The 24,230-nt window shown below is 38.1% G+C and carries 25 protein-coding genes and 5 tRNA genes; 18 read left to right on the forward strand and 12 right to left on the reverse strand.

The features are described 5' to 3' along the window. The first annotated feature begins 1 nt into the window (after nt 1). The 4 genes from AC0INN_RS00070 (at nt 2) to AC0INN_RS00085 (ending at nt 4,236) form a co-directional block, all read left to right on the forward strand. Nucleotides 2-1,585, forward strand: a complete 1,584-nt coding sequence (locus tag AC0INN_RS00070; RefSeq protein ID WP_273650890.1) for a calcineurin-like phosphoesterase C-terminal domain-containing protein — start codon at nt 2-4, stop codon at nt 1,583-1,585. A 143-nt stretch (nt 1,586-1,728) separates the two neighbouring features. Beyond that, the gene (locus tag AC0INN_RS00075; protein WP_172276511.1) at nt 1,729-2,442 is read left to right on the forward strand and encodes a 3-ketoacyl-ACP reductase; all 714 of its coding nucleotides are present in this window, start codon (nt 1,729-1,731) and stop codon (nt 2,440-2,442) included. 112 nt (nt 2,443-2,554) lie between these two features. After that, nucleotides 2,555-3,382, forward strand: a complete 828-nt coding sequence (gene prmA / locus AC0INN_RS00080; protein WP_172276514.1) for a 50S ribosomal protein L11 methyltransferase — start codon at nt 2,555-2,557, stop codon at nt 3,380-3,382. A gap of 17 nt (nt 3,383-3,399) precedes the next feature. After that, nucleotides 3,400-4,236, forward strand: a complete 837-nt coding sequence (locus AC0INN_RS00085; protein ID WP_306611113.1) for an SH3 domain-containing protein — start codon at nt 3,400-3,402, stop codon at nt 4,234-4,236. A 75-nt stretch (nt 4,237-4,311) separates the two neighbouring features. On the opposite strand, the gene AC0INN_RS00090 is transcribed toward AC0INN_RS00085, so the two are convergent. From AC0INN_RS00090 to AC0INN_RS00100, 3 genes are all read right to left on the reverse strand, one after another. After that, the gene (locus AC0INN_RS00090) at nt 4,312-5,136 is read right to left on the reverse strand and encodes a 5'-nucleotidase, lipoprotein e(P4) family (protein ID WP_273650893.1); all 825 of its coding nucleotides are present in this window, start codon (nt 5,134-5,136) and stop codon (nt 4,312-4,314) included. A gap of 286 nt (nt 5,137-5,422) precedes the next feature. After that, a tRNA-Arg gene (locus tag AC0INN_RS00095) sits at nt 5,423-5,496 on the reverse strand. Nucleotides 5,497-5,505: 9 nt separating this feature from the next. After that, nucleotides 5,506-5,580, reverse strand: a tRNA-Pro gene (locus AC0INN_RS00100). A 349-nt stretch (nt 5,581-5,929) separates the two neighbouring features. Here AC0INN_RS00100 and AC0INN_RS00105 point away from each other — a divergent pair. From AC0INN_RS00105 to AC0INN_RS00150, 10 genes are read left to right on the forward strand one after another with little or no spacing between them, the layout of a single operon-like run. Next, a complete protein-coding gene (locus AC0INN_RS00105; protein WP_273650894.1) occupies nt 5,930-6,718 on the forward strand; it encodes a sulfite exporter TauE/SafE family protein in 789 nt (262 codons plus the stop codon). A gap of 16 nt (nt 6,719-6,734) precedes the next feature. Then, the gene (locus AC0INN_RS00110; RefSeq protein ID WP_273650895.1) at nt 6,735-6,977 is read left to right on the forward strand and encodes a MoaD/ThiS family protein; all 243 of its coding nucleotides are present in this window, start codon (nt 6,735-6,737) and stop codon (nt 6,975-6,977) included. 5 nt (nt 6,978-6,982) lie between these two features. Beyond that, on the forward strand, nt 6,983-7,399 hold the full coding sequence (locus AC0INN_RS00115) for a molybdenum cofactor biosynthesis protein MoaE (RefSeq protein ID WP_172276526.1): 417 nt from the start codon (nt 6,983-6,985) through the stop codon (nt 7,397-7,399). Nucleotides 7,400-7,444: 45 nt separating this feature from the next. Beyond that, nucleotides 7,445-8,320, forward strand: a complete 876-nt coding sequence (gene fdhD, locus AC0INN_RS00120; protein WP_306611117.1) for a formate dehydrogenase accessory sulfurtransferase FdhD — start codon at nt 7,445-7,447, stop codon at nt 8,318-8,320. Continuing rightward, a complete protein-coding gene (locus tag AC0INN_RS00125; protein WP_273650897.1) occupies nt 8,317-8,667 on the forward strand; it encodes a DUF7009 family protein in 351 nt (116 codons plus the stop codon). The genes fdhD and AC0INN_RS00125 overlap by 4 nt, the downstream gene beginning before the upstream one ends. Before the next feature lie 27 nt (nt 8,668-8,694). Further along, nucleotides 8,695-11,088 carry an FdhF/YdeP family oxidoreductase gene (locus tag AC0INN_RS00130; RefSeq protein WP_306611119.1) on the forward strand — a complete coding sequence of 798 codons (2,394 nt, stop codon included), beginning with the start codon at nt 8,695-8,697 and terminating at the stop codon, nt 11,086-11,088. Nucleotides 11,089-11,125: 37 nt separating this feature from the next. Continuing rightward, entirely contained in the window at nt 11,126-11,614 is a 489-nt protein-coding gene (locus AC0INN_RS00135; protein ID WP_273650900.1) for a molybdopterin-dependent oxidoreductase, read from the forward strand. Between the two features lie 6 nt (nt 11,615-11,620). Beyond that, nucleotides 11,621-12,862, forward strand: a complete 1,242-nt coding sequence (locus tag AC0INN_RS00140; protein WP_273650901.1) for an L-lactate MFS transporter — start codon at nt 11,621-11,623, stop codon at nt 12,860-12,862. Continuing rightward, nucleotides 12,862-13,779 (forward strand): bestrophin family protein, encoded by a 918-nt coding sequence (locus AC0INN_RS00145; protein ID WP_172276544.1) that lies wholly within the window; start codon nt 12,862-12,864, stop codon nt 13,777-13,779. Before AC0INN_RS00140 ends, AC0INN_RS00145 begins: the two co-directional genes overlap by 1 nt. Nucleotides 13,780-13,799: 20 nt before the next feature. Then, on the forward strand, nt 13,800-14,345 hold the full coding sequence (locus AC0INN_RS00150) for a DUF488 domain-containing protein (RefSeq protein WP_172276547.1): 546 nt from the start codon (nt 13,800-13,802) through the stop codon (nt 14,343-14,345). A gap of 8 nt (nt 14,346-14,353) precedes the next feature. Here AC0INN_RS00150 and AC0INN_RS00155 read toward each other — a convergent pair whose 3' ends face one another. From AC0INN_RS00155 to moaA, 5 genes are read right to left on the reverse strand one after another with little or no spacing between them, the layout of a single operon-like run. Next, nucleotides 14,354-15,394, reverse strand: coding sequence for a HesA/MoeB/ThiF family protein (locus AC0INN_RS00155; protein ID WP_172276550.1), 1,041 nt, complete (start codon nt 15,392-15,394; stop codon nt 14,354-14,356). Nucleotides 15,395-15,412: 18 nt separating this feature from the next. After that, nucleotides 15,413-16,015 (reverse strand): NTP transferase domain-containing protein, encoded by a 603-nt coding sequence (locus AC0INN_RS00160; protein WP_172276553.1) that lies wholly within the window; start codon nt 16,013-16,015, stop codon nt 15,413-15,415. Next, nucleotides 15,996-16,472 carry a cyclic pyranopterin monophosphate synthase MoaC gene (moaC, locus tag AC0INN_RS00165; protein ID WP_273650902.1) on the reverse strand — a complete coding sequence of 159 codons (477 nt, stop codon included), beginning with the start codon at nt 16,470-16,472 and terminating at the stop codon, nt 15,996-15,998. Before moaC ends, AC0INN_RS00160 begins: the two co-directional genes overlap by 20 nt. A gap of 8 nt (nt 16,473-16,480) precedes the next feature. Next, on the reverse strand, nt 16,481-17,680 hold the full coding sequence (locus AC0INN_RS00170) for a molybdopterin molybdotransferase MoeA (protein ID WP_273650903.1): 1,200 nt from the start codon (nt 17,678-17,680) through the stop codon (nt 16,481-16,483). Nucleotides 17,681-17,682: 2 nt separating this feature from the next. Continuing rightward, complete coding sequence (moaA, locus tag AC0INN_RS00175; RefSeq protein WP_273650904.1) at nt 17,683-18,669, reverse strand: GTP 3',8-cyclase MoaA; 987 nt, start codon at nt 18,667-18,669, stop codon at nt 17,683-17,685. 160 nt (nt 18,670-18,829) lie between these two features. Here moaA and AC0INN_RS00180 point away from each other — a divergent pair, with 160 nt between their 5' ends. Beyond that, entirely contained in the window at nt 18,830-19,666 is an 837-nt protein-coding gene (locus AC0INN_RS00180) for a helix-turn-helix domain-containing protein (protein ID WP_306611127.1), read from the forward strand. A gap of 61 nt (nt 19,667-19,727) precedes the next feature. Here the strand turns inward: AC0INN_RS00180 and AC0INN_RS00185 are convergent, their stop codons facing one another. Beyond that, nucleotides 19,728-20,462: an SDR family NAD(P)-dependent oxidoreductase gene (locus AC0INN_RS00185; RefSeq protein WP_273650906.1), complete on the reverse strand. Its 735-nt coding sequence runs from the start codon at nt 20,460-20,462 to the stop codon at nt 19,728-19,730. 157 nt (nt 20,463-20,619) lie between these two features. Here AC0INN_RS00185 and AC0INN_RS00190 point away from each other — a divergent pair, with 157 nt between their 5' ends. After that, a complete protein-coding gene (locus AC0INN_RS00190) occupies nt 20,620-20,979 on the forward strand; it encodes a winged helix-turn-helix transcriptional regulator (protein ID WP_306611129.1) in 360 nt (119 codons plus the stop codon). A gap of 244 nt (nt 20,980-21,223) precedes the next feature. Here the strand turns inward: AC0INN_RS00190 and AC0INN_RS00195 are convergent. From AC0INN_RS00195 to AC0INN_RS00205, 3 genes are all read right to left on the reverse strand, one after another. Further along, nucleotides 21,224-21,297: transfer RNA gene (locus AC0INN_RS00195), tRNA-Arg, on the reverse strand. A 47-nt stretch (nt 21,298-21,344) separates the two neighbouring features. Next, nucleotides 21,345-21,419: transfer RNA gene (locus AC0INN_RS00200), tRNA-Pro, on the reverse strand. A gap of 24 nt (nt 21,420-21,443) precedes the next feature. Next, nucleotides 21,444-21,528: transfer RNA gene (locus AC0INN_RS00205), tRNA-Ser, on the reverse strand. A gap of 136 nt (nt 21,529-21,664) precedes the next feature. Here AC0INN_RS00205 and AC0INN_RS00210 point away from each other — a divergent pair. Both AC0INN_RS00210 and aspA read left to right on the forward strand, forming a co-directional pair. Next, complete coding sequence (locus AC0INN_RS00210) at nt 21,665-22,690, forward strand: N-acetylmuramoyl-L-alanine amidase (protein ID WP_273650908.1); 1,026 nt, start codon at nt 21,665-21,667, stop codon at nt 22,688-22,690. Nucleotides 22,691-22,762: 72 nt separating this feature from the next. Beyond that, nucleotides 22,763-24,163: an aspartate ammonia-lyase gene (gene aspA / locus AC0INN_RS00215; RefSeq protein WP_172276572.1), complete on the forward strand. Its 1,401-nt coding sequence runs from the start codon at nt 22,763-22,765 to the stop codon at nt 24,161-24,163. Nucleotides 24,164-24,230 lie beyond the last annotated feature (67 nt).

A 24,230-nucleotide genomic window follows, 5' to 3' on the forward strand; every position in this document is an offset into this window, starting at 1 on the left:
TATGAATATTAAATTATTAATGCCATGCCTTCTGATTTCAGCAATGGCATGGTCACAAACTTCCGTATCCGGCTATGTGTACGAAGACATGAATAAAAATCAAAAAAAAGAAAGCCGTGAGAAAGGAATCGAAGGAGTAGCGGTATCTAACGGTGCCCAGGTTGTTTTAACAGATAAAAATGGAAGATATAGCTTACCGGTTAGTGAAAATCAAACCATTTTTGTGATCAAACCATCGGGTTACATGACACCTGTTAATAGTAATAATTTACCTCAATATTACTATCATTACAAACCAAAAGGATCTCCTTCGGATTTTAAATACAAAGGAACGCTGCCGACAGGGGAGTTACCAAAAGAGCTCAACTTTGCATTGTACAGACAAAAGGAGGATAAAAACTTTGATATCCTGGTTTTCGGAGATCCTCAGCCTTACACAGAGAAAGAACTGGATTATTTCAAAAGAGGAATTGTAAATGAAGTAAAGAACACAAAAAAGAATGCGGTTCTGGGAATCAGTCTTGGAGATCTTGTAGGAGATAATCTGAGCCTTCAGAAACCGTATGCTGATGTCATGAAAGAGATTGGTTTACCATGGTACAATGTAATGGGAAATCATGACATGAATTATGATGCAAAGGAAGATCAGTTTTCAGACGAAACTTTTGAAGCTAATTTTGGACCTGCCAATTATTCTTTTAATTACGGGAATGTACATTTTATTATTTTAGACGATATTCTTTATCCGGATCCGAGAGACGGAAAAGGATATTGGGGAGGATTCCGAAATGATCAGCTGCAATTCATTGAAAATGACCTGAAGCTGGTGGATAAAAACAAACTGATTGTGATCTCTTTCCACATTCCGTTGGAACATAGTAATGAAGATAATTTCAGAAATGCGGACCGTCAGAAATTGTTTGATTTTTTAAGCCCTTTTCCTAACGCGCTTCTTTTATCAGCACATACTCATATCCAACAGCAGATCTTTTATGGCAAAAAAGCAGGTTGGAATGGAGCCAAAGACCTTCATGAATATAATGTAGGAACAACTTGTGGTGACTGGTATTCCGGAACTCCTGATGAAATGGGATTGCCTACTTCTACGATGAGAGACGGAACAGCCAAAGGATATTCATTCATAAGTTTTGCGGATAACCAGTATAAAGTTAAATACAAAACAGCCGGTAAACCTGATGACTATCAGATCAAGTTGTATGTTCCGAAGGTCATTCCTTATCCATCAAAAACATCAGCTAAAATTCTTGCCAACTTCTTTATGGGGAGTAAAAAAGATAAAGTGGAGTACAGGATAGATAATGCGGAATGGAAAGATATGGAGTATGACGAAACGATCGATCCTAATTTTGCTTTGTCCGTATTCAAATGGGATACCACACAGAATCTTTTCCCGGGAAGAAGACCCTCAAATCCTGAAATGGCAAAACACATATGGATCGGTGGATTTACTAATAAATTAGCACTAGGGAAGCACAAGGTGGAAGTGAGAGCTATGGATATGTATGGAAACCAGTTTTCAGCTTCTGAAGAATTTGAAGTGAAAGAGCCCGTGCTTATTCCTTAATTTATTCTTTTTTTACTATACTTTCTGAGAACCGGCTTCTGTAAGCCGGTTTTATTTTAAAGAATATCGTCGAAAAACATTCACATGATTCATCTTTAAACAAAATATGCTTTCGTAAATTTGTATGACGAAAAAGTATTATTATGAACATAAAAGGAAAAAATGCCATTGTAACAGGTGGTGGAAGAGGCTTAGGAAAAGCAGTTGCTTTGGCTTTGGCAAATGAAGGAGTGAATGTTGCCATTACAGGCAGAAATGAAGCCAACTTAAAAGCGACTGTTGAAGAAATTAAAAATATTGGGGTCAATGCGGCGTATGCTATTTTCAGTGTTGATGACGAATCAGCAGTAAAAGCAGGTATCGAATCTTTAGTAAAAGAACTTGGAGGTGTAGATATTTTAATCAATAATGCCGGAATCGGAGATTTTGGAACGATCGAAGAAATGCCTTCTGAAACCTGGGAACAGGTTATTAAAACCAATCTTTTTGGGGTGTATTATGCGGCAAAAGCAGTATATCCGTTTCTGAAAGAAAAGGGAGAAGGAGATATCGTAAACGTTGCTTCCACGGCCGGTTTAAAAGGAGGAGGAAATATGTCAGCTTACGCAGCTTCAAAAGCAGCCGTTATTTCTCTTTCACAATCCATGATGGCAGAATGGAGAAAGCAGAATATCCGTGTCGTAACCTTAACGCCAAGTACTATTGCTTCCGATATGAGCATTCAGGGAGGATTAACAGATGGAAACCCTGAAACAGTTCTTCAGCCGGAAGATTTCGCAGAATGGGTAAGAGATATCCTGAAAATGAACAGAAGAGCATTAATTGCAAACGGTTCTATTTTCTCTACAAATCCATAAGAAAAGATCTTTAGCAATACAGATAGATGAGCTATTTGCTGAATGATTTATTTTATATGAATACAGGCGGGTTTTAACCCGCTTTTCTTTATTTTTGTACCAAATTGATCACATGCAAAATTATTTAGAATTCAACTTCAGAATTTCTCCGCTTCAACCATGGAATGAAATATTAATGGCAGAGCTTATCGAAATAGGCTTCGACAGTTTTACGGAAGAATTGGAAGGGATTCTGGGTTATATCCAGAAAGATTTATTTAATGAAAATGAATTGAAGGCACTGCCTCTTTTTGAAAATGAAAATGTAACAATTGAATATACTTTCCAGGAAATGCCAAACATCAACTGGAATGAGGAATGGGAGAAAAATTTCTCACCCATTAATATTGATGATAAAGTCTTGATCAGAGCTGAATTTCATGATTCCGTACCCGGAATGCATGAAATCATTATCCAGCCTAAAATGTCTTTCGGAACCGGACATCATCCTACAACCCATCTCATGATCCAGCAAATGATGGATATTGACTTTCATGGTAAAAAGGTTTTGGATATGGGCTGCGGAACTTCAGTATTGGCTATTTATGCAAAGCAACAGGGAGCTGATGATGTGAAAGCTATTGATATTGATGAATGGTCTGTTGAAAATTCTAAAGAAAATGCTGAAAGAAATAATGTTGTCCTTGATATTGAGCAGGGAACCGCAGAGAATCTAGGAAAAGAGCATTATGATGTTATCTTGGCGAATATCAACCGTAACATTTTGATTTCAGATATTCCTACTTATGTTTCTGTTTTAAATAACGGGGGTAAATTATTGCTGTCAGGATTGTGCTTCTTCGATGTAGATGATATTCTTGAAGTATGTAAGGCAAATAACCTTGAGTTAAAAAAACAGCTGCAGAGAGAAGAGTGGGTAAGCTTATTGCTTGAAAAATAAGAATATAAAATTATTGTATGAAATCTCTTTTCACTGTTTTATTTTTGGGTCTTCTGCAGTTCTTTTCAGCACAGGAGGAGGAATACCCTTACGGGGTTTTTAATTTTCAGGAAAATAAAACACAAAAAATATTTACCGATTGGACGAGGGTAAGGCAAGAGCCTAAAGTAGATGCACAAATTCTCGACTCTTTGCAAACCAATCAGCAGATTCTTATTCTTAAGAAAGAAGAAATTGTTTTAAAATTAGGAGAAAGGTCTTCCAACTGGTATAAAATATCCTATCAGAAGGGAGAACATGTTGCTGAAGGGTACATCTGGGGCGGAAATCTTTGTGTAGGATACAGAAATAAAAACGGATATGATTTTCTTTTTGGTCTTTCAAAAACTGAAAACAGAAAGGATAAAAGATCAGGGGAAAATTTTAAACAAAATATAGCCAGTATTAAAGTGCTTGAAGGTAATACCCTTGTAGATGAGGTTTTCTTTAATACAGGACGTGGGGAAGAATTGAGCTATGGAAATTTTACCTTAGAAAGCAACCATAAACTGCAAAATGTAGAGCTTACCCTAAAAGCTGCGGTTTCCGGGGAAGCGTGTGGTATTGCCAGCTACGATCAATATGTATTGTTTAAAGATAAAAAGTTAATTGCATTGCCGCAGCTGATGAATGTTGGAGATGCCGATGTTTATTATCACAGTGAAAATTTTATATTTCCCAATGATAAAGGAGGAGCCCCTAATAGTATTATCTTCAAAATGGAGGAAATGGAAAAGGATGAAAAAGACAGGGAAAAGAAAAAATATTCCTCAAAAACTTATCTCTGGAATGGAACTTCTTACCAACTAAAATAAAAATCCCGCTGGTTTACAGCGGGATTTTTTGTTGTTTATCGGTATAGATAAAACTGTAAAAAAGATTTTCTTATTTTAAGGAGTAGTTTTTACTGCATTATACATCATTGAGTCTTTCTGCTGGTCAGTATAATCATATTTGTAGTTATAAAATGAAGATTCCCAATCACCATAACCAACATTAGGAATGATAATGAATTTTTTTCCGAAATCCTTTGCTGAATTCTTTACTGCAGCAGACCTTTCTGTTTCTGATTTTTTGTCGAATATGCCGGAGAAGTCAGAAAGATTATCTCCCAACAATAAAACAATATTATAATCTTTAGCAATATCAGCTCTTCGGTTTTCTTTACTGCTCTCCTTTGCACGGAGGATAAGGTTAGTATCATTTTGAAGCGGGAAATTGTATTTTTTCAGGTTTTTTACTGTTCCTGCACGTTCCTGCTCCAAACGATTGGTTACATAAAATACCTGAACACCCTTGTCAGCGGCATATTGGTAAAATTCCTGAGAGCCCGTAAGCGGTTTTGCAATTCCCTTAGCGGTCCATTCCTCCCAGGTAGCCTGGTCATAACCCTTTCCCATCTTAGAACGTTCAACGGCATAATAAGAATTATCTAAAAAAGTCTCATCAATATCTGAAACAATAGCTAAAGGTTTTTCCGATTTTTGTAGTAAAGCTTCATCCAAACGGAGCCTGGCTATATTATATGCCTGGAGACAAAGTGCTTCGTATTCTGCTGCCCGTTGCTGATAAAACGCAGCGTATATTTTTCCGTCACGCCCAAGATTTTGATAAGGACCGTCCTGGACAGAAACGTTTGAAACCGGAGCTGCTGTTTTGCAAGATAATACCAACACAAACAAACAGTTTGCGATAATGAATTTAAAATTTTTCATTGAATTAATATAGAGAAAACAAATTTAGGGTTTATTGGTTTTTGCTGCAATTAAATGGATGGATTGCCCGATAAAATATTTGTCTCTTTGAAAATTTTAGAAGGTTAAGTAGTATGTAATCAGTGTTTTTATGACATAAAAATATGGTGAATATAGAGCACAAAAAAACTCAGGATTCGAACCTTTGACCGTCCCGATTGAAATCGGGATGCTCTATCCTTTGTTGTGTATTAATTGAAATTATAGGACACAAAAAAACTCACAATTTTCATTGTGAGTCTTAAAGTGAGCGCGAAAGGATTCGAACCTTTGACCGTCTGCTTAGAAGGCAGATGCTCTATCCAGCTGAGCTACGCACCCTTGAAAAAGTCGGGGCGGCAGGATTCGAACCTGCGACCTCCTGGTCCCAAACCAGGCGCGATGACCGGACTACGCTACGCCCCGATTAAAGGTCATCTGAAACGAATTTTACCTCGTTTTTTGTGGGTGCAAATATATAGAGTTTTTTTGAATTATAAAAATAAAAATCAATAAAATATTTTTTAATTAAACGAAAGACTTGCTATAAGGCTTTTAATCATTATGTTAAATGTATAAGGGATTTTTTGTTTTGCAATGCAGGTCAATCAAATTACTTTTATATGGTAAGTATGGTTAATATTTATTAAATGTAAAAAATGGACAAAATCATCTGCTCACAAAACAATCAATACATTAAATAAACAATTTACAACATTCTTCTCACAAATTGTAGCAGAAACTTTATGTAACAACCGTGGATGGCGCCTTAAAAATGAGTATTATTGTAAGAAAATTAATTTCTGCAAAATATATGGGGCATTGGGAGATCTTTTTGTTTTTTTTAATCATCGCTTTCATTTATTCTTCCGTGGGTTTTGGCGGAGGATCCAGTTATCTTGCAGTTCTTGCCATGTATAACCTTCCTTACCAGGAAATACGCTTAACGGCACTTATTTGTAATGTTATTGTGGTCATTGGAGGGGTATTCATTTACATCAGAAATAACCAGACGGACTGGAGGAAAATAATACCGCTTACCATTGTAAGTGTTCCTATGGCATTCCTGGGAGCGGTTTTAAAAATAAGCCAGGAAACCTTTTTTCTGATATTAGGGATTACATTAATCATTGCGGCATTGTTGCTTTGGATAAGAACAGATTTAAAAAATGGAGAAGATCACCCGGAACGTACGGGCACTTCTCTATTCAAAAACGGACTTCTGGGAGGTGGAATAGGATTTTTATCTGGATTGGTAGGCATTGGTGGGGGAATTTTTCTTTCCCCTCTCTTAAACCTTATGAAATGGGATACTCCACGAAAAATTGCAGCAACATCAAGTGTTTTCATCCTGGTTAATTCAGTGTCAGGGATTTTCGGACAGTTATCCAAACTCTCTGCCGATATGGATTATTTCAGAATTCTGAGTTTATGTTTTGCCGTATTTATCGGTGGACAGGTAGGTTCCAGAATGTCCCTTAAATGGAATCCTTTGGTCATCAAAAGAATGACCGCTATTTTGATACTGGTGGCCGGGATAAATGTTTTAATAAAATATTGGTAAAAAGCTAAATGTAAAAATGATAATTAAAATATTAGCATTCGGAATAACGAAAGATATTTTCGGAGGTTCAGAAAAAAAAATAGAAATAAATGAAGGAGCAAGCGTCAAAGTACTCAAGGAATTTCTGGAGAAAGCTTTTCCGGAGCTTAAAAAATTAAAATCCTATTTTATTGCCATTGACGATGAATATGCGGAGGACAATCAGATCATTGAAGTCTCTAACGAAATAGCAATAATCCCTCCGGTAAGCGGAGGGTAACACTTATGGTTGATATTAAAATAACAGAAAATATACTGGATCTTACAAATTGCTTTACCCTTGCTTCCGATCCTGCATGCGGAGGGATTGCGTCATTTGTAGGAACGGTAAGAAATCATACGAAAGGCCAGGCTGTCATCCGTTTGGAATATGAATGTTACGAATCTATGGCGGTTAAAGAGATGCGGAAAATAGCAGATGAAGCTATTTCCTTATTTTCGGTAAAAAATATTGTAATTCATCACCGTACAGGAATTTTATTTCCTGGTGATGCAGCAGTGATAATCGTGGTGAGCGATGGTCACCGGAATACTGTTTTTGATGCGTGCAGCTATATTATTGAAAATATAAAAAAAACGGTTCCCATCTGGAAAAAAGAAATTTTTGATAATGGAGAAGAGTGGGTTTCAGCGCACCCGTAATTTGAGGAATAAAATTTTGTATCTTTAAGTATCAATTATTAAATTATGAAAGCCCATCTGTTATCAAATAAATCGGTAAAGCAGATAGAAATCGTCAAAGTTAAGGACAACAGCAGTTTCCAATATACGGATGATGTTTCTGTTGAGGAACCTTTAGAAATAAGGGTGGTCTATCATTTAGCAGATAAAAAAGAATCGAGGAATATATCTGTAACAATGAGAACACCTGGTAATGATGCAGAGCTGGCTGCTGGCTTTTTATTTACGGAAGGGATTATCTTTGACCGTAAACAAATTGAAAGCATATACGCTCCTCAGGCAGAATGTGCCAGGAACAGCGAAAATATTATCATTGTTGAACTTGCAGAAGGTTTTATTCCTGACCTTATGCATGCTGACAGGAACTTTTATACTACTTCCAGCTGTGGGGTTTGTGGAAAAGGATCCATAGAATCTATAAGAACAGTGAGTTCTTTTCATAACCAGACAAAAGAAAATATAGAGGTTTCTCTGGAAACCTTGTATCAATTATCTGAAAAGCTACAGTCTTTCCAGAATAATTTTAGTACTACAGGCGGTATACATGCCTCCGGTATCTTTGACCGGGAAGGTAACCTTCTGGCGTTGCGTGAAGATGTGGGAAGACATAATGCTTTGGATAAACTCATCGGTCATGCATTATCAGCAGGGCTTCTGCCGCTTCATGATAAAATTTTGGTGTTGAGTGGAAGAGCCAGTTTTGAGCTTATTCAGAAAGCGGCAATGGCCGGTATTTCCATTGTTGCAGCAATAGGAGCTCCTTCCAGCCTTGCGGTAGATCTGGCAAAAGAATTTGATATCACTTTATTAGGCTTTCTCCGGGACAACCGGTTTAATATTTACCATTCCGGCAGCCATTTTAAAATTGAAAATGTATTATGAAAATAAGAATTAAAGATAACTCGTTGAGATTTCGTCTTACCCAATCCGAAGTGGCAAAATTGGGAGAAGACGGAATGATCTCCAGCTTTACGGAATTTGTGGACCGTCCGTTTATTTACTCTATCGAAAGAACAGAAGATGTGGATCTCTCGGCGGCTTTCATTGAAAACAGGATTGTTCTGAAAATGCCGGCAACAATGATTACGGAATGGATTTCCACGGATAGAGTCGGTTTTGAAGGGCAGACCGGAAAAATCAAACTCTTGATAGAAAAAGATTTTGTATGTATTGATAATACAGTGGAAGACCAAAGTGACAATTATCCCAACCCGAACATAAAATGCTAATTTTTCATCTTTTTAAATGTAGAAATCATGGAAAACAAAGATATATTCAATAAAAAAGAGGACAGCAGATTGCCATCTGCAGAACCACCTTATAAACTGCTGGATCTGAAGCTGAAACCGCCAAAAGCATGGGCAGCAGGAGTTCCTGCAGTTGTTCATTCATTGGATCAGTTGGTGCTGAATGCCTCTGTTCTTCGTGGAGGGAGAGCTCTTTTCAGTATGAATCAGTTTGATGGTTTCGATTGTCCAAGCTGTGCGTGGCCAGACCCGGATGACGAACGTTCCAGATTGGGTGAATATTGTGAAAACGGGGCAAAAGCCTTAGCAGAAGAAGCGACTTCAAAAAAGATCGGGGCTGACTTTTTCAAAGAAAACTCGGTATATGATTTGGCAAAGATGACAGATTTTGAAATCAGCCAGTTGGGAAGAATAGCGGAGCCTATGTATCTGCCTAAAGGAGGAACGCATTATCAGCCAATCAGCTGGGATAATGCTTTTAAGAAAATCTCTGAAAAACTAAACGCTCTGGACTCACCCGACGAAGCCATATTTTACACATCCGGAAGAACAAGTAATGAAGCAACATGGGTTTACCAGTTGTTTGCCAGAGAATTCGGAACCAATAATTTTCCGGACTGTTCTAATATGTGCCATGAAACTTCCGGTTATGCTCTATCAAGAAGTATAGGTATTGGAAAAGGAACCGTAAAGTTGGAAGACTTCTACGACACGGATCTTATCATAATCATAGGGCAGAATCCCGGGACCAATTCACCAAGAATGCTCTCCGCCCTAACTAAAGGAAAGAAAAACGGAGCAAAAATTATGGCTGTCAATCCGCTTCCCGAAGCCGGATTAAAAGGATTCAAAAATCCTCAGGATGTTCGGGCTCTGCTCAATAAACCATATGAATTGTCAGATCTGTATCTTCCTGTTAGGATTAATGGAGATATGGCGCTTTTAAAAGCACTGCAAATTCTTGTGCTGGAAGAAGAAGCTAAAAATCCGGGAAAAGTTCTTGACCAGGATTTTATAGCGAACAAAACCGCCGGATTTAATGAATTGGTTGAGGAATTAAAAAAATATGATCTCAACTTTTTATCGGAAGAATGTGGTATTCCGGTTGAGAGCTTGAGAGAAGCTGCACAAATGATTGCCTCAAAAAAAAGGATTATCATTTGTTGGGGAATGGGAATTACACAGCAGCATAATGGTGTGGAAATGATTTACAATATTGTGAATCTCCTATTGATGAAAGGAAGTATAGGAATTCAGGGTGGAGGTGCGTGTCCGGTTAGAGGGCATAGCAATGTTCAGGGTAACAGGACGTTACTTATTAACCATCATCCAACAAAGGAACAATTGGATAGGCTGCAGGAATATTACGGCTTTGAAGTACCAAGAAAAGGTGGATATGATGTTGTAAATGCACTCAAAGCGATGCATGAAGGTAAAGTGAAATTTATGTTCTGCATGGGAGGTAATTTTCTTTCTGCTGCACCAGATACCACTTTTACAGCAGAAGCGATGCGCAGTCTTGAAATGTCTGTGATTGTTTCAGTAAAATTAAATAGAAACCACCTTATCCATGGGAAGGAAGCCTTGATCTTACCGGTCATCTCCAGAAGTGAAAAAGATATGATCAATGGGGAACTTCAGCATGTAAGCACAGAAAATTCAATGGGTGTCGTGGAATGGTCAAGAGGGGTTCTCGATCCTATTTCAAAAAACCTGATCAATGAAACCCATGTTGCCTGCAGAATGGCGAAAGCGGTGTTAGGGGAACGCTCAGTTGTGGATTGGGATAAGTTTATTAACAGCTATGATGCCGTTCGTCACGATATTGAGCAATGTATTCCCGGATTTGAAAATTATAACAAAAGGGTAGTACAAAAAGGAGGCTTCTATCTTCCGAACGGACCAAGAGATGGTGTTTTCAACAGTGAATTTTACCCAGGGAAAGCGGCTTTCAATATTACCGCTGTACCGGATAATTCGCTTGCAGATGACGAATATCTGATGGGAACAACCAGAACACATGATCAGTTCAATACGGTTGTTTATGGTTTAAATGACCGTTACCGCGGGATCTTCAATGAAAGGAGGGTTGTGATGATGAATGAAAAAGATATTGAAAAGGCAGGCCTCAAAGAAGGTGATCATGTAGATCTTTTCAACTATGATGATGGTATCGAAAGGATCGCACCGCTTTTTATTGTCGTAAAATATCCTATTCCACAAAAAAGCACCATGACCTATTTCCCGGAAACCAATGTTTTGGTGTCCATCAATAATGTAGTTAACGGAGCCAATATGCCGGCTTCCAAATATGTCCGCATTAAAATCCGGAAACATGATCCCGATATTTTTAAAAAGATTGATGACCATGTGATTGCTGCAGCCGGAACAAGTGTGGAGTAATGTTTAAAATACTTTATTGTTTAAACAGATTATAATCATGAGAAGACTGTTTTTTGTTTTCATATTTTCTTTTTGTGGATTGCTATCGGCTCAGACGGCATTTCAATTAAAAGTTTCAGGTGAAGTTGCCCATCCTTTGGATTTAAGCTTATCCGATCTTTCAAAAATGCCCCGAAAAGATGCTGTACTGAGGGATAAAGACGGAAGCTCCCATACCTTTACAGGAGTCCCTGTCATGGAAGTTTTGGAAAGGGCAGGGATTCCGTCCGGAAAAGCACTTCATGGAGCCGAAAACCTTTCAAAATATGTACTGATAAAATGTTCGGATGGTTATCAGGTTTTATTTTCACTGGCAGAGCTGGACGCTTCCATTCAGGATAAAAATGTCATTATTGCAGATACTGTAGATGGGAAACCTTTGTCAAAGGAAAAAGGTCCCCTCAGGATTATTGCGGAAGGGGAAAAGAAGCCGGCAAGAAGTTCTTATCAGGTTAGAGAAATTTTTATTAGTTCAATAAAAAATTAATTGTAAATGGACTCATCGAAACTTAAAAATCGTTGGCTGATTGCTGCTTCTGCAGTCGGTATTCATATTTCTATAGGCTCTGTGTATGCCTATTCTGTAATGACAAATCCTGTGGGGGAGATTTTTAAGATAGATGAAGGAACCATAAAGTGGGCATTTAAAATTGCCATTCTATTACTTGGTTTATCCGCAGCGTTTATGGGCACCTGGGTAGAAAAAGTAGGGCCTAAAAAAAGTGGAACTGTTGCGGGAATTTTTTACGGAGTGGGAATCTTAGGTTCCGGGCTGGCCGTACAACTTGTATCCCTGCCCTTATTTTTGATCAGCTATGGATTCATAGGGGGTATAGGATTAGGAATTGGATACATAACACCGGTAAGCACCCTGGTAAAATGGTTTCCGGACAGACGTGGCCTGGCAACAGGAATGGCGATAATGGGATTTGGTTTTTCAGCTTTGATATTTGGTCCCCTGATGCAAATTTTATTTGAAAAAGTAGGTGTTTCTAATGCTTTTTATATTTTGGGAAGTATTTATCTGGTTGTGATTCTTTTGTCTTCAAGTTACATAGAAAAACCGCCGGAAGGTTATTTGCCAAAAGGGTTTAATCCTTCCGAAAGTAAGACCGCAACAAATGATATAGCCTATATAGATGCAAAAACTGCATTGAAGACAAAACGATTCTATTATATCTGGATCATTATGTTTATTAACATTACCTGTGGTATTGCAATTATTGCGGCAGCGAGTCCGATGACTCAGGAGAAACTTCATTATACCGCTTTGCAGGCAGCTGCAGTTGTGGGTTTAATTGGCGTATTCAACGGGATTGGAAGATTGCTTTGGTCTGGTTTATCAGATTACCTGGGAAGGGCTAATACCTATATTTTATTTTTTGTATTTCAGATTTTAGCTTATTATTTCTTACCTCAAATTTCCATAGAAATTTTATTTCTTGCTATTCTCTTTACCGTTATCACAATGTACGGTGGAGGTTTCGCTACACTTCCTGCATTTCTGGGAGACTTATTTGGTACAAAACAATTAGGTGCAATACATGGATTTGTGCTTACAGCCTGGGCATTAGCAGGGGTAGCCGGTCCCTCGATATATGATTATGTTAAAAAACAGACAGGATCCCTAACGACTACCTTAGAGGTTTTTTCAGGAATGTTCGTGATCGCACTTATTGTTTCGGTTCTGATGAAAATGAATATTAATCAATTGAAAAAAGAAAGACAAAAATAATGATCATAAGAAAAAAAGAACATTGGTTCAGAATGCTTTTTGTGTGGCACGGCTCTGTTTTGCCTGCATTGCTTCCCCGGTTGGGATTGCTTTTAATTCTTTCTTTATTGGTCACTTATTTTCATGGAATCATTTTCTCTTTTAAAGTTCCGTTAAATCCTGCACCACTTACCTTGTTCGGTTTCGTACTGGCTTTATTCCTGGGATTCAGGAACAATGCCAGCTATGATAGGTTCTGGGAAGGAAGAAAGCTGTGGGGCGCTCTGCTGAATACTTCCAGGGCACTGACCCGCCAGGCCATCACGCTGAAAAATATAAAGGAAGATCAGGATTCAGTTCACAATTTTGTGCAGTTGCTGGGTGCATTTGTTTTTGCACTGAAACATCAGCTGAGAGGAACGGACGCTTATGAAGATTTAAAATCCAGGCTTAACGAAGATCAGCTGAAACTTGTTGCCGCATCAAAATATAAACCGGCTGTTATTATGCGCCTTCTTGCAGAATGGGTTCAGAAGCTAAAAGACGAAGGGGGAATGGATTCTATCCAGCAGGCGCGTTTTGATGAAAACTTTGATAAGCTTTCTGATATCTTAGGAGGTTGTGAAAGAATAATTTCTACCCCTATTCCATACAGCTACAGGGTTTTACTGCACCGGACTGTATATATATACTGTTTTCTGTTGCCTTTCGGACTTGTAGATTCTCTCGGATGGTTTACCCCTCTTATTGTTGTATTTGTTGCGTATACATTTGTTGCATTTGAAGCGATAGCGGATGAAATCGAGGAGCCGTTCGGAACAGATGCGAATGATTTAGCTCTTAACAGCATGTGTATCATGATTGACGAGACCATTCATGAGATGGTGGGAGAACATATTGCTGTTTCCAGAAAGAATACCCAGAATATTATTGATTGATCCCTTTTCAAAAGACAGGTATGGAAGCTTCAGAAAAGAAATTGATTTATACAGTTGGACATTCTGTTCATTCATTAGAATACTTTATTGAAATACTTAATTCGTTTAAGATTGAGATGCTGGTTGATATCCGGCGGTTTCCGGGATCAAAAAGATATCCATGGTTTAATAGAGAAAATTTGGAAATACACCTACGCGAAAATAGTATAGGATATGCTCATCTTGAAGAATTGGGAGGAAGGAGAAAGGTACAGCCGGATTCAATAAACAGTCGGTGGCGGAATGAATCTTTCCGTGGGTACGCCGATTATATGCAAACCGGAAAATTTGTAGCGGCTATAGAAAAACTTGAAGATATTGCTAGGGAAAAAATTACGGCTTTTATGTGTTCGGAAGCGGTATGGTGGAGCTGCCACAGGGCTATGGTGTCAGATTATCTTAAAGCAAAGGGCTGGAAAGTCGAGCATATAGTGAATGTCGGCAAAACAGAAGAACATCCTTACACTTCACCGGCAAGAATAAGTGATGGCAAAGTTTTTTATTCCGACGAAAGTTTATTTGATTAGTTTTTGTTTTATCGGTGTATTTTGTGAATACCGTCTTTTAAAGAAAACACTTCCTTCTCAGGAAAAAGATTTTTAATTTTCCTCACTGCTTCTGCGCTGCGTTTTCCGGATAGGCAATAAGCTAAAATAGGCCGGGTAAGCCCGGAAATATATTCTGAATGATGTTGTAGCTCATGTACAGCTATATTGACTCCTCCAATATTAAACTCTTTATGCTCTTCTAGGGTACGGACATCTATGATTTCAAAGTGATCTTTATCCTGCATCAACTGTTCAAATGTGATGATCTCAACTGTCTGAGATAAGCTTGTAATGGGTACGGCAAGTTTTCTTAATTTAATAATTTGGGTTTTGCCGTTCAGCACATTCATCATCCAGAGTTTTCCTGCCAATAAATCTTCAGGATTTGTAAAATATTTTATAGCTTCATTTGCCTGCATGCATCCCACAATTCCTGCCAGTGTAGGAAGTACACCTCCTTCTCTGCAGTTGGGAACCTGTGATTCTTCTGCATTAGGAAAAACATCGCGGTAATTGGGTGAGTATGTACCGTCTTTCTGCATAACATTCCATATGCTTACCTGGCCTTCATATTGGTAAATAGCACCATAAACCAAAGGTTTTCCGGTTAATACACAAGCGTCGTTCAGCAAGCATTTTGTTTCAAAATTATCTGTTCCTTCAATAATCAGATCAAAATCAGAAATTAAATCCATGACATTTTCGGAAGTTACCCGAAAATTAAAAGGAGTGATTTTCACTGATGGATTTTGTTGCTGTAATTTTTTGGTGGCAATGTCAACTTTTGATTTCCCGATATCATCCGGAGTATACAAAATCTGGCGGTGCAGGTTGCTTTCAGAAACAATATCGTCATCTGCAAGACCAATCGTTCCTATACCAGAAGCAGCAAGATACTGTGCTGAAGGACATCCAAGTCCTCCCATGCCCACGATGAGAACTTTAGCATTTTTAAGGAGTTCCTGAGAAGCTGTCCCAAATCCGGGTAAAGCCATCTGGCAATGATAACGTTCAAGAGAGGTATTCATATCAGCCTTTAGTTAAATTTATTTTCTTAAAATCTCCTGTGCTTTTGCCTTGTCTTCAGGAGTATTTACATTCATTAAAGAATCCGGGTTATCTGGTTTCAGGATTAACGTATCACTGTTAATAAGAACTTTTCTTGGACAGGTATTTCCTGATCCTAAAAAATTCAGAAGCAGAGGATAGCTTTTAGGTTCCCAGATCGTAATTAATGGTTCGGGTAGTCCGTCAAAAGGGCTTTCGTAGGTTGTTGCCGCTTTTTCAGGGTTTCTGGATTGTATCAGAAATTCTAATGCATTTTTATCCAGCAAAGGAAGATCGCAGGCTACTACCAGCCATGCTTTTTCTCTCTGGGAGCGCAATGCCGAAAGTATTCCTCCAAAAGGGCCCATGTCCAGAAAAGTATCGGTAAGGGCGTTGTAATCACTATTAAAATTTTCCAGCTGGTCCTGTCTGCAGGAAATAAAGACTTCCTCACAAAATGGAGCTAAAAGATCAGCCGCATAATACCTCTGCTCTTTGCCATGCCAGTTGATTTTATCTTTAGGATTTCCCATTCGCCGGCTTTTTCCTCCTGCCAGTACCAGCCCGTTGAGTCTGGGGAAATCAGTCTCTTTTGAAATCATTTTTTCCTCCTGTTTTTTCGATGAGTTGTATTTCTTTGATCGTAATATCATGGCTCATTGCTTTGCACATGTCATAGATGGTAAGTGCTGCCACAGATGCCCCTGTCAGGGCTTCCATTTCGATGCCGGTCTTAGCTTCAATCTCAGCAGTACAGTAGATTTCAATTTCATTCTGAGAATTGATTTCAATATCTATTTCACAATTATCCATACCAATAGGATGGCACAGCGGGATAAGGTCACCTGTTTTTTTTGCGGCCATTATCCCTGCAATGATGGCAGTTTGAAACACAGAACCTTTTTTAGTTTTAAAGTCATCCTTTTGAAGCGCTTCCAGAATATTTTCAGGAATTACCACAATAGCTTTGGCGGTTGCTTTCCTGTGGGTAACTTTTTTATCACCCACATTCACCATACCTGGTTGTTCCTTTTCGTTAAGATGTGAAAAATTTGTCATGAGTACAATTAAAAATTATATTTCCAGATGGTATAGACTTCGCCTTTCTTAAATTCATTTTTTTCCAGAGGAAGTTCTATAAATGCATGGGTCTCTGCAAGATGGGAGAAATCTCCGGAACCATTGGTATTCACTGATTCTGCAATTACTTGTCCCGATCGATTCACACTGAGTTTTATCTGGGCAAAATATTGCAATGGAAAAGGAAAGTCTATATCATTTTGTAAAACGGCATACCGTACTGTTTCCGGGATTTCTAAAGATTTTTCCAGCCAGGGAATAAAATACCGATGTAGGCACATAAATACGGAAACCGGATTTCCCGGGAATGCAAAAATTAATTTTTCGTTCCGGCTTTTTCCAAACCAGAATGGTTTTCCTGGTCTTTGCTTTATTTTGTGAAAAAGTTTTTCGATTCCCAGTTCTTCACAAGCCTTGGGCAGATAATCGAATTTTCCCATAGAAACTCCGCCACTCATTAGTAAAATATCGTAACGGTCAATACATTGGGAAAGTTCCTTTTTTATGAGTTCAAGATCATCATTCCAATGCAGCCAGTCAGCACTGATCCTATATTTTTCCAAAACAGATTGTATGGTAATTCCATTGGAACGTCTCAGCTGAAATGGAGTAGGGGTTATGTCAGGTGACACCATTTCGTCTCCTGTGGAAATAATAGCCACCCTCGGAAGCTTTTTCACTTTCAGAAATGTCTTTCCGACGGACGCGGCAATCCCGAGAATAGACGGTGTTATAACCTGATTGGCTTTTACCAGTATTTCTCCCACTTTTTTATCCCTTCCTTTCAGGTGGATATTCTGCCCTTTTTTTACATCAATATTGATGTTTGCCACATTGTTTTTGATCAGGATATCTTCATAACGAATCACGGTGTCCATTGAAGAATGCAATGCAGCACCGGTCATAATTTCGACGCAGTTATTTTCTTCGTCAATAAAAACCGGAGCTTCACCTGCTGCCTGTACAGCTTTGATGGTAAAGTTGCGCACTCCTTTTTCATAGGATTTGAAACTGATTGCAATTCCATCCACCGTAGGTCTGTCAAAAGGTGGTAAATCACGATCTGCCAAAATATCCTCTGCTAAAATTCTTCCCAAGGCATTTTCATAGGAAATATCTTCTGTTCCGAAATCTCTTATCTGCGAAGAGATAATGTTTTCTGCCTGCTGTACACTGATCATTTCCATAATTATCCTCCTATAGTTGCCATTGACTGATGTATTTGTGATGCGGTCAGACTCAGTTTTTGAGCTTCCCAACCGTCCTTTGGTTTTTGGTGTATGCTGCTGATAATTATATTTTTCAGCTCTTCATCTGTTTTTCCCATACGGATTTCATCCTTCAGATTAATACCGCCCCCTTCATACAAACAGGTTCTCAGAATACCGGAAGGGGTGATTCTTATCCTGTTGCAGTCTCCGCAAAATGAACGGGTATAAGCTGCAATAATCCCTATACCTCCTTCAAAACCAGGAATCTTATAATTATATGATGTTGAACTTTTAGGATCAACTGTCTTTTGGATGTCAGGAAAATGATCTTTTATATAGCTATGAATTTTTGTAAAGTTCCAATTCAGGGAAACATCTGTTTCGCTGCCATTAAAAGGCATCTCTTCAATAAAGCGCACCTCTACCGGAAGACCTTTTGTAAGCAGAACCAACGGAATAATATCTTCGGTATTTTGTCCTTCCATTACCACGGTATTGATTTTTACTTTTATATCATGCTGTAGTAAACTATCTAAAGTTTTCATGACCTTATCAAAACTATTTCTCCGGGTAATTTTAAAAAAACGGTCCCTATCCAGTGTATCAAGACTTAGATTGACAGATTTTATTCCGTATTGTTTAAGCTGCGGAATATATGGCTCGGTCAGAAGGCCATTAGTGGTTATACTGAGATCAGTAAGTCCGTTTAATTGTGATATATTTTTGATGAGGTCAATAGAGTTTTTTCTGACAAATGGTTCTCCTCCCGTTATTCTGATTTTATCTACTCCCATGGCTGTAAATACCGAACAGATCCTCAGCATTTCTTCATCGGTCATTAATTCATTCTGCTTAATCCAGGTAAGACCTTTTTCCGGCATGCAATACGTGCACCGGAGATTACACCGGTCTACAATAGCAAGCCTTAGATAGTTGATATTCCTTCCAAATTTATCTGTCAACATTTTAAATAAAATAAGTCTTATTACAAATATACTGAATGTTTGCCTTCTGGAAGGGAAATTCTATAATTGCAGATAATAGACCATATTTATTTCACAATTCCGGATATAGACTCTTCTTCATATCTATTTTAAGTAACTTTATCCGTCATTAAAATAGAAAATGCCACACGATAATTTTAAAACAGTAAAAGATCAGATTAAAGATGTGTATGTTGTGTATCAGGATACAATAAGTTCTTCCGAACTTAATCGTTTTCCCGATCATTCTTTTACAATTATACTTTTAGATGACTGTGAAAAAGGGAATTGTGTTACCGACATAGATACCTATATTTTAAATTCCCGGCAATTATTTGTTCACCTTCCCAATAGAAAATACATATGGGATCTGCCTTCAAATGCAAGTGGCAGAAGATTGATCATTAATGACTCTATTCTTGAAACATTTTCTCCGACATTAAAACATACTTTTTCCCCTCACAGTACCTATGAAATGATCCAGTCAAACGAGGAAGCTTATGAAAAGTTCAGTATGGAATTTGATGCCATCCGTAAAGAGATACATTCGGAAATGGTGTTTCCTGAACTTATTAATGCAAGGGTGAGGCTTTTGGCTCTGATGATCAATCTTTGGATAGAGCAGATGTATGGAAAATCTGCATTGAGTGATCATAATAACCCTGCTTTCCGGTTCCATGAACTGGTCGAAACCTATTACAAAACACAAAAAAGTGTAGCTTTTTATGCTGAAAAGCTATGTATTACGCCCAATTATCTAGGTGTTCTATGCAGAAAACAGTATAAAATATCTCCATTGGAATTTATAAAGCAAAGAATAGTATTGGAAGCAAAGAAATTATTACATAGTTCAAATAAATCAATTAAAGAAATAGCTTTTGAGCTTGGGTTTAATAATTTCTCTCATTTTTCATATTTTTTCAGAACACAGACAGGCTGGACTCCGAAGAATTATAGAATAACAATGGATAAGAGTTAAGTTTAATAATCTATTTAATTAAATAAAACGGCATCTTTAAAGGATGCCGTTTGCTATTTTATTATCTGCGAATGGTTACTCCTCCGTCTACGGACAGGTACGAACCCGAAATATAAGACGCTTCTTTTGAGGCCAGGAAAACAATAGCATTGGCTATTTCTTCAGCTTCCCCGATTCGTTTCATCGGAACCGCTGCTGCGATAGCATTTTTAATATCCTCAGGTGTTTGATGATTCATCGGGGTATCAGTTAATCCCGGAGCTACGGTATTGACTCGGATTTTTCTGTCTGCCAATTCTGTTGCTGCTGTACGGGCAATAGCATCAACGGCACTTTTTGTTGCAGCATAAGCTCCCATTTGTGCATATCCACTGACTGAAACTCCGGAAGAGATCAGGATTATGGAAGCTCCTTCTGCTAAATGCGGAATTAGTTTTTGCAAAGTAAAGAATAAGCCTTTTACATTGATGTTGAACAAATCATCAAAAACTTCTTCAGTCGTTCCTTCAATGGAGTGTTGTTTCGCTATACCTGCGTTCAGCACAAGTACATCAATTTTATTTCCGCTTTCCGCAACTTCTTTTGCCAACGTTTCAATGTCTGGTATTTTCGAAATATCCGACGCGAGGGTTTTCAAATTTTGGCTATTAATTTTTAGTGATGCTGCATTCAGGCTATCACTATTTCTTCCTGTTATTAAAACGTTTGCTCCTTTTGTGATAAATGTTTGGGCAGTTGCCAATCCAATTCCTGCGCTTCCGCCGGTGATTATTATATTTTTATTTTTAAAATCCATTTTTTAAATTTTGAATGATTGAAAAATTAATTTTAAGTCTAAGACTTTTTTGTGTTTGAAATCGATTTCTTTAACGATGCAAAGTTATAATGAATAAATTTATTTTAGTAACTTTGTAACTAAAAGTAACAGTAACTTTTGAGTAACAAAGTAACTTATGACGGAAATTGAATGCTCTGATAACGAGACAAACAGAAAACAAATCATGGCTGTTCACGATGCAATGGACGTATTGAACGGCAAGTGGAAAATTTCAATAATATCATCGGTTTGTTATTACAACAAACGGCGTTTTTCTGATATTTTGAATGACGTAAAGGGTATTTCCAATAAAATGCTCAGTAAAGAGCTGAAAGAACTGGAAATGAACCAGCTTGTAAAAAGAATGGTTAAGGATACTCAACCCGTGACGGTGCAATATCAGCTGACAGAATATGGTTTAACGCTGAAAAAAATTATTGATACTTTGGCTGATTGGGGAATCGAACATCGAAAAGTAATTGTTGGGAAGAAATGATAATAAAGAAACGATATTAAGAGCTTTTATTTTATTTCCTGCGGAATTTTGGCGGCGGAAGCGTTATGATAATTCCTTCAGATTGGACTGTTTCAATGGAACAAAACAACGAATTAAGTAAACGCGAAAGGATTCGAACCTTTGATCGTCCCGATTAAAAACTGGGATGCTCTATCCAGTATGATGTATTAATTGAAGTTATAGAATACAAAAAAACTCACAATACAAATTGTGAGTTTTAAAGTGAGCGCGAAAGGATTCGAACCTTTGACCGTCTGCTTAGAAGGCAGATGCTCTATCCAGCTGAGCTACGCACCCATAAAAAGTTGATTCCCGCTTAGTTTTACAAGCGCATTAAAATAAAGTCGGGGCGGCAGGATTCGAACCTGCGACCTCCTGGTCCCAAACCAGGCGCGATGACCGGACTACGCTACGCCCCGAGTATATTGTAAGAAAAAGAAAAGCGGAGGGTAAGGGATTCGAACCCTTGCGACACTTTCGCGTCGACAGTTTAGCAAACTGCTCCGTTAACCACTCCGGCAACCCTCCTTTTATCTTTATTTTTTAATGATCGTTATTCCGTTATTGCGAGTGCAAATATAGAATAGATTTCTTTATTTACCAAATAAATTTCAAGAAAATTTTGCGTATTTTTGAGCTAATAAATGATTAAAAAATTAGACTAATGCGTAAAACATTATATATCATCGGATTAACCGCTTTTGTTTTTTCTTGTGCCCCTCAGAAGAAAGTTGTGAAAACAACATATAAGCCGAAAAATCCAGTGACACAGCCAAAAACCGTAGTTAAAACTCCTGTTGCAGATAAGCCGAAACCACAAATTACAAGTGATCATGGAGTAGAGTTTTTTACAACCAATATTGCAGATCCTACCAAAAATGATAATACAGCAAGTTACGGCTCCATTGTCTCCGCAAAACCGGCCGGATATAAAGTAGTAAAAACCTATTTTCCTGCGATAGCGCAAAATTTCAGACAGAGATATTTAATATTACACTATACTGCTTTACCGGATGATAAATCCATAACTGTGCTTACCCAGCAAGCGGTGAGTGCACATTATCTTGTTAATAATATTGGGGATAATCAGATTTATCAACTGGTAGATGAAAATAAACGGGCGTATCATGCAGGGATAAGCTCTTGGAGAAATGATAAAAACCTTAATGATAATTCGATTGGAATTGAAATTGTAAATACCGGATATACTACTGATGGGACCGGAAAAAGGATTTTCGCCCCGTTTAGTGATGAACAAGTCAGAAAGGTAGCTGCATTAGCAAAAGATATTGCCACCAGATACCAGATTCCGGCGACCAATGTTTTGGCCCATTCCGATATTGCACCAACCAGAAAACAGGATCCGGGACCAATGTTTCCATGGAAAAAATTATATGACGAATATCAGATAGGAATGTGGTACGATGAAGCAGCAAAACAAAGTATCTTTGAACTGGCACAAACCGATTTTACAACCCGATATAATGAGCCGTCGTTTATCTTTTTAATTCAGACAGCACTTCAGAAGTTCGGGTACGGGATTGAGCCGAGCGGAAAATGGGATGATGCAACAAAGAAAACCATTGAGGCTTTTCAATATCATTTCCGCCCTCAGAATTATGATGGAATAATGGATGCTGAGACCTGGGCCATATTGCAGGCTCTCAATCAGAAGTATCCGGTAAAATAAAATGAAAAAAAGCGCATCTGTTAACGATGCGTTTTTGCTATATTTAAACGATAAAAAAATAGAAAATCTGTAATGGAAAATTTCAGAAAAGAAAGCGATTTGCTGGGAGAACTTAACGTGCCGGTGGACGCTTATTATGGAGTGCAAACCCAGAGAGCGATCGATAACTTCAAAATTTCGGGACAGCTTCTGTCTTCATATCCTGATTTTATTAAAGGATTGGCTTTTGTAAAAAAAGCTGCGGCTAAGACTAATTATGAATTAGGGCTTTTGGAAGAAGATCTTTATTTCAAGATTGCAGAAACATGTGATGAGATCATTGATGGACAACTTCATGAACAGTTCCCTGTGGACATGATTCAGGGAGGAGCCGGTACTTCGATCAACATGAATGCGAATGAGGTAATCGCCAACAGGGTTTTAGAAAAATTAGGAAAGAACAAAGGAGAATATCAGTATTGTTCGCCAAACGATCATATCAATCTTTCCCAATCTACCAATGATGCTTATCCTACAGCTATTAAAGTTGGGCTTTTACGTATGAATGTACGATTGGTTGAAAAACTGGAAAAAATAGTAGCCGCTTTTCGTGCTAAAGGAGAGGAGTTTCACGATGTTATTAAAATGGGCAGAACTCAGCTTCAGGATGCGGTTCCTATGACTTTAGGACAGGAATTTGAAGCATTTGCTGCTAATCTGGAAGAAGATATTTCTAAACTGAATAATAATGCCGATCTCTTTGTTGAGGTCAATATGGGAGCGACTGCTATTGGAACAGGGATTAATGCTCCGATCGGCTATGCTTCTCTTTGTGCTAAAAATCTGGCTCAGCTGACCGGTTTTCCGATTGTTTCCGCACCAAACCTTGTAGAAGCAACTCCAGATACAGGATCTTATGTGATTTATTCTTCTGCTATGAAACGTCTTGCAGTAAAACTATCCAAGATATGTAATGATTTAAGGTTGCTGACTTCAGGTCCTAGAGCGGGTCTTTTTGAAATTAATCTACCTCCAATGCAGCCGGGATCATCGATCATGCCGGGGAAAGTAAACCCTGTGATCCCTGAAGTGGTAAACCAGGTATGCTTTAAGGTAATAGGAAATGACCTTACGGTAACTTTTGCTGCCGAAGCAGGACAGTTGCAGCTTAATGTAATGGAGCCGGTACTTTCGCATGCGATTATGGAAAACATTAATTTCCTTTCCAACGCTTTGGATACACTTCGTACAAAATGTATAGTTGGCATTACCGCTAATAAGGAAGTTTGTTTGAATATGGTAAAACACAGCATTGGTATTGTGACTGCACTTAATCCTTATATTGGATACAAACAATCGACACAAATCGCTAAAGAAGCATTGGAGACAGGAAAAAGTGTATACAACCTTGTACTTGAAAAAGGAGTGCTTACTCAGGAGAAGCTTGATGAAATTCTTGATCCTAAGAACATGCTGATGCCGCATAACAAATAAAATTGGTTATTACCTAAGAATAAAATAATATAAGATCTTCATCTGAAAATATTCAGGTGGGGATCTT

It is taken from the genome of Chryseobacterium subflavum (genome assembly GCF_055762745.1).

Bases quoted from the DNA above. Each gene is read 5' to 3' on its own strand.
- AC0INN_RS00155 (WP_172276550.1), bottom strand. From the start codon at position 15,394: ATGAATACCTCTCTTGAACGTTATCATTGCCAGATGGCTTTACCCGGA.
- AC0INN_RS00170 (WP_273650903.1), bottom strand. From the start codon at position 17,680: ATGGAAATGATCAGTGTACAGCAGGCAGAAAACATTATCTCTTCGCAG.
- AC0INN_RS00135 (WP_273650900.1), top strand. From the start codon at position 11,126: ATGAGAAGACTGTTTTTTGTTTTCATATTTTCTTTTTGTGGATTGCTA.
- AC0INN_RS00110 (WP_273650895.1), top strand. From the start codon at position 6,735: ATGATAATTAAAATATTAGCATTCGGAATAACGAAAGATATTTTCGGA.
- AC0INN_RS00140 (WP_273650901.1), top strand. From the start codon at position 11,621: ATGGACTCATCGAAACTTAAAAATCGTTGGCTGATTGCTGCTTCTGCA.
- AC0INN_RS00115 (WP_172276526.1), top strand. From the start codon at position 6,983: ATGGTTGATATTAAAATAACAGAAAATATACTGGATCTTACAAATTGC.
- AC0INN_RS00075 (WP_172276511.1), top strand. From the start codon at position 1,729: ATGAACATAAAAGGAAAAAATGCCATTGTAACAGGTGGTGGAAGAGGC.
- AC0INN_RS00070 (WP_273650890.1), top strand. From the start codon at position 2: ATGAATATTAAATTATTAATGCCATGCCTTCTGATTTCAGCAATGGCA.
- moaA (WP_273650904.1), bottom strand. From the start codon at position 18,669: ATGTTGACAGATAAATTTGGAAGGAATATCAACTATCTAAGGCTTGCT.
- AC0INN_RS00185 (WP_273650906.1), bottom strand. From the start codon at position 20,462: ATGGATTTTAAAAATAAAAATATAATAATCACCGGCGGAAGCGCAGGA.
- AC0INN_RS00090 (WP_273650893.1), bottom strand. From the start codon at position 5,136: ATGAAAAATTTTAAATTCATTATCGCAAACTGTTTGTTTGTGTTGGTA.
- AC0INN_RS00145 (WP_172276544.1), top strand. From the start codon at position 12,862: ATGATCATAAGAAAAAAAGAACATTGGTTCAGAATGCTTTTTGTGTGG.
- AC0INN_RS00210 (WP_273650908.1), top strand. From the start codon at position 21,665: ATGCGTAAAACATTATATATCATCGGATTAACCGCTTTTGTTTTTTCT.
- fdhD (WP_306611117.1), top strand. From the start codon at position 7,445: ATGAAAGCCCATCTGTTATCAAATAAATCGGTAAAGCAGATAGAAATC.
- AC0INN_RS00180 (WP_306611127.1), top strand. From the start codon at position 18,830: ATGCCACACGATAATTTTAAAACAGTAAAAGATCAGATTAAAGATGTG.
- AC0INN_RS00105 (WP_273650894.1), top strand. From the start codon at position 5,930: ATGAGTATTATTGTAAGAAAATTAATTTCTGCAAAATATATGGGGCAT.
- AC0INN_RS00125 (WP_273650897.1), top strand. From the start codon at position 8,317: ATGAAAATAAGAATTAAAGATAACTCGTTGAGATTTCGTCTTACCCAA.
- AC0INN_RS00130 (WP_306611119.1), top strand. From the start codon at position 8,695: ATGGAAAACAAAGATATATTCAATAAAAAAGAGGACAGCAGATTGCCA.
- aspA (WP_172276572.1), top strand. From the start codon at position 22,763: ATGGAAAATTTCAGAAAAGAAAGCGATTTGCTGGGAGAACTTAACGTG.
- AC0INN_RS00150 (WP_172276547.1), top strand. From the start codon at position 13,800: ATGGAAGCTTCAGAAAAGAAATTGATTTATACAGTTGGACATTCTGTT.
- prmA (WP_172276514.1), top strand. From the start codon at position 2,555: ATGCAAAATTATTTAGAATTCAACTTCAGAATTTCTCCGCTTCAACCA.
- AC0INN_RS00190 (WP_306611129.1), top strand. From the start codon at position 20,620: ATGACGGAAATTGAATGCTCTGATAACGAGACAAACAGAAAACAAATC.
- moaC (WP_273650902.1), bottom strand. From the start codon at position 16,472: ATGACAAATTTTTCACATCTTAACGAAAAGGAACAACCAGGTATGGTG.
- AC0INN_RS00160 (WP_172276553.1), bottom strand. From the start codon at position 16,015: ATGATTTCAAAAGAGACTGATTTCCCCAGACTCAACGGGCTGGTACTG.
- AC0INN_RS00085 (WP_306611113.1), top strand. From the start codon at position 3,400: ATGAAATCTCTTTTCACTGTTTTATTTTTGGGTCTTCTGCAGTTCTTT.